The 5,999-nt window shown below is 73.9% G+C and carries 1 protein-coding gene; it reads right to left on the reverse strand.

What is annotated here, in order from left to right; translation table 11 throughout:
• On the reverse strand, positions 1-5,999 hold a 5,999-nt coding region (locus ACFWAR_RS39020), incomplete at both ends, for an SDR family NAD(P)-dependent oxidoreductase (RefSeq protein ID WP_385788384.1).

Consider the following 5,999-nt stretch of genomic DNA (forward strand, 5'->3'; position numbering starts at 1 on the left):
CCGCGTTCGGGCAGCACCAGCGGTTCGAGCAGGGTCAGCTCGCCTATCCGGTCGCAGCCGACCTCGTCACCGGCGCGCAGCGCCAGCTCCACGAAGGCCGTGCCGGGCAGTACGGTCCGCTCGGCCAGGGCGTGGTCGGTGAGCCAGCGTTGCGATCGCGCCGAGAGCCGTCCCGTGAGCAGGACCGCGTCCGACCCGGGCAGCTCGAGGGCCGCGCTGAGCAGGGGGTGTTCGGGGGCGCCGATGCCGAGGTCCGCGGCCGTGGCGGTGGGAGCGTGGGGTGCCAGCCAGTAGTGCTGGTGCTGGAAGGCGTACGTCGGCAGCTCGACCCGGCCCGCCTCCGCGACCACCCGGCTCCAATCCACCGGAACACCCCGCACGAACGCCTGCCCCGCCGACTCCAGGAACCGACCCCAACCACCCTCACCCCGCCGCAGCGAACCCACCGCCACCGCGGAACCCTCCACACCCACCGCATCGAACGTCTCCTGCAACCCCACCGTCAACACCGGATGTGGACTGCACTCCACGAACCCCGTGAACCCATCCGCCAACAACGCACGAACCGTCGCCTCGAACTCCACCGTCTGCCGCAAATTCCGGAACCAATACCCCCCATCCAAACCAACCGTATCCACCACACCCACATCAACCGTCGAATAGAACGCCACCGACGACGACACCGGCACCACCGGAGACAGAACCCGCACCACCTCCTCCCGAATCCCCTCCACATGCGGAGAATGCGACGCATAGTCCACCGGAATCCGCCGCGCCCGCACCCCCTCCCCCGCCCACCGCTCCATCAACACGTCCAACGCCGCAGAACCACCCGACACCACCGTCGACGACGGACCATTCACCGTCGCCACAGCCACCTCATCCACAAACTCCGCCACATACGGACGCACATCCGCCACCGGCAAAGCCACCGACACCATCCCACCCCGCCCCGCCAACACACCGATCGCCCGACTCCGCAACGCCACCACCCGCGCCGCATCCACCACACTCAACGCACCCGACACACACGCAGCCGCAATCTCACCCTGCGAATGCCCCACCACCGCATCCGGCACCACACCCACCGAACGCCACACCTCCGCCAACGACACCATCACCGCCCACAACGCCGGCTGCACCACATCAACCCGCTCCAACAACCCCTCCGACACCCCACCCCCGGACACCAACACATCCAACAAATCCCACTCCACGAACCCCGACAGAGCCTCACCACACTCCGTCAACCGCGCCGCGAACACCTCCGACGACACGAACAACTCCCGCGCCATCCCCAACCACTGAGAACCCTGCCCCGGAAACACGAACACCGTCTTCCCCACCACCGCATCACCGGTGATCACTCCGGGGGCGGTGTCCCCCGCCGCGAGGGCCGACAGCGAGCCGAGCAGCTCCTCGCGGCCGGAGCCGAGAACGACCGCGCGCCGCTCGAAGGCGGTCCGGCCGACGGCCAGCGACCGGCCGACCGGCCCGGGCGCGAGCGCGGGGCGCTCCTTCACGAACGCGGCCAGTTTGGCGGCCTGTTCGCGCAGCGCCCCCTCGGTACGGGCGGACAGCACCCAGGGGACCTCGGCGGGCGCGGTCTCCGGCTCGGGCGCGGTCTGCGGCGGTGTCGGGGCGGCCGGGGCCGACTCCAGGATCAGGTGGGCGTTGGTTCCGCTGATGCCGAAGGAGGACACCGCCGCGCGGCGCGGCCGGTCCGGGCGCTCGGGCCAGGGCCGGGCCTCGGTCAGCAGCGAGACGGCGCCCTGCTCCCAGTCCACGTGCGGGGTGGGCGCGTCCACGTTGAGCGTCTGCGGCAGGACGCCGTTGCGCAGGGCCATGACCATCTTGATGACGCTGGCGACGCCGGAGGCGGCCATGGTGTGGCCGATGTTCGACTTCAACGAGCCGAGCCACAGCGGAGCGTCGCCGCTGTGGTCCTGCCCGTAGGTCGCCAGCAGCGCCTGCGCCTCGATCGGGTCACCCAGCTTGGTGCCCGTGCCGTGGGCCTCGACCACGTCCACGTCCGCACCGGTCAGCCCCGCGTTCGACAACGCCTGCCGGATCACCCGCTGCTGCGAAGGCCCGTTCGGCGCCGTCAAACCGTTGCTCGCACCGTCCTGGTTGACCGCGCTGCCCCGGATCACCGCCAACACCGGATGCCCGTTGCGCTCCGCGTCCGAGAGCCGCTCCAGGACCAGGACGCCGACGCCCTCGCCCCAGCCGGTGCCGTCGGCGCCCGCGGCGAAGGCCTTGATCCTGCTGTCGGCGGCCAGGCCGCGCTGGCGGCTGAACTCGGCGAAGATCCCGGGGGTGGCCAGGACCGAGACGCCGCCGGCCAGGGCCAGGGAGCATTCGCCCTGGCGCAGGGCCTGGGCGGCCTGGTGCAGGGAGACCAGCGAGGAGGAGCAGGCCGTGTCGACGGTGATGGCCGGGCCCTCCAGGCCCAGGAAGTAGGCGATGCGGCCGGAGAGCACGCTGGTGGTCTTGCCAGTCAGGCGGAACCCGTCGACCTTCTCGTCGGCGCCGTGCAGCGGGGACCCGTACTCCTGGAACAGCGCGCCGATGAACACGCCGGCCTGGCTGCCCTTCAACTCGCCGGGCAGGATGCCCGCGCGCTCGAAGGCCTCCCACGCGACCTCCATGAGGAGGCGCTGCTGCGGGTCCATGGCCAGCGCCTCGCGCGGGCTGATCCCGAAGAACTCGGCGTCGAACTGCGGCGCCTCGTAGAGGAAGCCGCCCTCGACGGCGTAGCTCTTGCCGGACCGGTCGGGGTCCGGGTCGTACAGGTTCTCGGTGTCCCAGCCGCGGTCCTCGGGCATCTTGCCGATCGCGTCGACCCCGTCGGCGACCAGCCGCCAGAGCGCTTCGGGCGTGTCCGCGCCGCCGGGGAGGCGGCAGCCGATGCCGACGACGGCGACCGGTTCGTGGCCGGTGCCGGTCGCGCGGACCGGGACGGGCAGCGGAGCGGCGGCGCTCCCGTCGGCGTCGTCCGCGCCGAAGAGCTCGCCGCGCAGGTAGCCCACCATCGCGCTGGGGGTCGGGTAGTCGAAGACGGCGGTGGAGGAGAGCCGCAGGCCGGTGGCCTCGTTGAGCCGGTTGCGCAGTTCGACGGCGGAGAGCGAGTCGAAGCCGAGTTCCTTGAACTTGGCCTCGGCCTGGATCGCGGCGGGCGAGGCGTGGCCGAGGACGGTGGCCGCGTGTTCGCGCACGAGGTCCATCAGCACCCGGTCGCGGTCGGCGGCGGGCAGCGCCGCCAGCCGGTCCTTGGCTCCGCCGCCCGCCGCTCCCGCGGTCGCGGCGCGGCGGGTACGGACCCGCACCAGGGCGCCCAGCACCTCGGGCAGGGTGCCGCTCGCGGCCCGGGCGCCGAGGCGGCCGAGGTCGAGGCGGGCGGTCACGGGGGCGGGGTCGCTGAGCGCGGTGGCCGCGTCGAAGAGGGCCATGCCCTCGTCGGAAGCGAGCGGTACGAGCCCGGAGCGGGCGATCCGGGCCATGTCGACCTCGTCGAGTTCGCCCGTCATGTCGCTGCGCTCGTCCCAGAAGCCCCAGGCCAGCGAGGAGGCCGGTCGGCCCTGGGCGTGCCGGTGGTGGGCGAGGGCGTCGAGGAAGACGTTGGCCGCGGCGTAGTTGCCCTGCCCGGCGTTGCCCAGGGCGCCCATCACCGAGGAGTAGAGGACGAAGTGGGACAGGTCCGCGTCCCGGGTGAGTTCGTGCAGGTTCCAGGCCGCGTCGACCTTGGGCCGCAGTACGTCGGCGAGCCGTTCGGGGGTGAGCGCGCCGACGAGTCCGTCGTCGAGGACGCCCGCGGTGTGCACGACCGCGCGCAGCGGGCGCTCGGCGGGTACGGACTCCAGGAGCGCGGCCAGGGCCGCCCGGTCGGTGACGTCGCAGGCCACGACCTCGGCGCTGGCGCCGAGCGCGGTCAGGGAGGCGACCAGTTCGGCGGCGCCCCGGGCCCGGGGCCCGCGCCTGCTGACGAGGAGCAGGTGGCGCAGGCCGTGTTCGGCGACCAGGTGGTGGGCGACGAGGCCGCCGAGCGTGCCGGTGGCGCCGGTGACGAGGACCGTGCCCTCGGGGTCCCACACCGGCGGCATGGTGAGGACGATCTTGCCGATGTTCTTGGCCTGGCTGAGGAAGCGGAAGGCGTCGGGGGCCTCCCGGATGTCCCAGGCGCGGACCGGGATCGGGCCGAGCGCGCCGCGGTCGAAGAGGTCGACGAGGGCGCGGAGGATCTCCTGGTAGAGGTCGGGCTGGTGCAGCGCGATCTGGATCAGGTCGAAGGCCCCGTAGTCGATGCCGGGGTGGGCGCGCGCGACCTCGTCGGTGTCCCGGATGTCGACCTTGCCGAGCTCGACGAAGCGGCCGCCCTCGGCCATCAGGCGCAGGGTCGCGTCGACGAACTCGTTGGCGAGGCAGTCGAGGACGACGTCGATGCCGCGGCCGTCGGTGGCCCGGCGGAACTCGTGCTCGAAGTCGAGGGTGCGGGAGTTGGCGATGTGCCGGTCGTCCAGCCCGGAGGCGCGCAGGGTGTCCCACTTGCCGGTGGAGGCCGTGCCGAACACCTCGGCGCCCAGGTGGCGGGCGAGCTGGACGGCGGCCATGCCGACGCCGCCCGCGGCCGCGTGGATGAGCACGGACTCGCCCGGCTGGACGTCGGAGAGGGTGACCAGGCCGTAGTAGGCGGTGCCGAAGACGATCGGGACGGAGGCCGCCTGTTCGTAGGACCAGCCCTGGGGGGCCTTGACGACCCAGCGGGCGTCGGCGACCGCGAGCGGGCCGAACGCGCCGGGCAGCATGCCGAGCACCCGGTCGCCGGGGGCGAGCCCGGTGACCTCGCTGCCGACCTCGGTGATCACGCCGGAGCCCTCGCCCATGTTGGCGTCGCCGGGGTGCACGCCGAGGGCGATCAGCACGTCGCGGAAGTTCAGGCCCGCGGCGCGGACGGCGACCCGGACCTCGTGCGGGAGCAGCGGGGCCTCGACCTCGTCGCAGGGCACCAGGGTGAGCGATTCGAGCATGCCCTGGCCGACCACGTCGAGCCGCCAGGGGCGGCCCGGCGGCGGGACGAGGGCCTTGGAGGTCGCGGCCCGGGCGAGGCGCGGGACGAGTATCTCCCCGCCTCGCAGTGCCAGTTGGGAGGAGTCCCCGGCGAGGGCCGCGGACAGGACGGCGGCGGACCGCTCGTCGGCGTCCAGGTCCGCCAGCAGGAACCGGCCCGGGTTCTCGGCCTGCGCCGAGCGGATGAGTCCCCACACCGGCGCGTTGGCGAGGTCGGTCAGGTCCTCGGCGCCGGGCGCGGCGACCGCGCCCCGCGTGACGAGGCCGAGCCGCAGCCCGGCGAGCCGCTCGTCGGCCAGCCAGGACTGTACGAGGCCCAGCGCCTCCCGCACCGCGTGGTGCACGGCGGCGACCGGATCGGTCCCGTCCGGCGGCGCCGCCAGGGCGACGAGGACCGGCCCGGCCGGGACCGCACCGCCCTCGACGGCTTCGGCGAGGGCGGCCACGTCGGCGTAGCGGGCACCCGCGCGGGGGGCCAGGCCGAAGGGGTCGGCGCCGAGCAGGCTCCAGGCGGGGGGCGCGGTGCCCGTGTCGGCGGGGGCCACGGCGGACCAGTCGACGCGCAGCAGGGCCTCGCCCACGGACGTACCGCCGATCCGACCGGGGTCGGCGGAGCGCCACACGAGCTGGTCGACGGTGGCCACCGGCGCCCCGGCGCCGTCGGCGACGGTCAGCGCGACGGTGTCGGCGCCCGCGGGGGTGACGGCGACGCGCAGCACGGGGGCTCCGGTGGCCTGGAGGGTGACGCCCTGCCAGGAGAAGGGGAGCCGGATGCCGGAGCCGTCGGCGGGGAAGAAGCCGCCCGCGAGGACGGCGTGCAGGGCCGCGTCGAGCAAGGCGGGGTGCAGCCCGAAGCGGGCGGCGTCCGCGCGCTGTTCGTCGGGCAGGGCGATCTCGGCGAAGACCTCCTCGCCGCGCCGCCAGGCCGCGCG

The organism is Streptomyces sp. NPDC059917 (assembly GCF_042730635.1).
GTDB lineage: Bacteria > Actinomycetota > Actinomycetes > Streptomycetales > Streptomycetaceae > Streptomyces.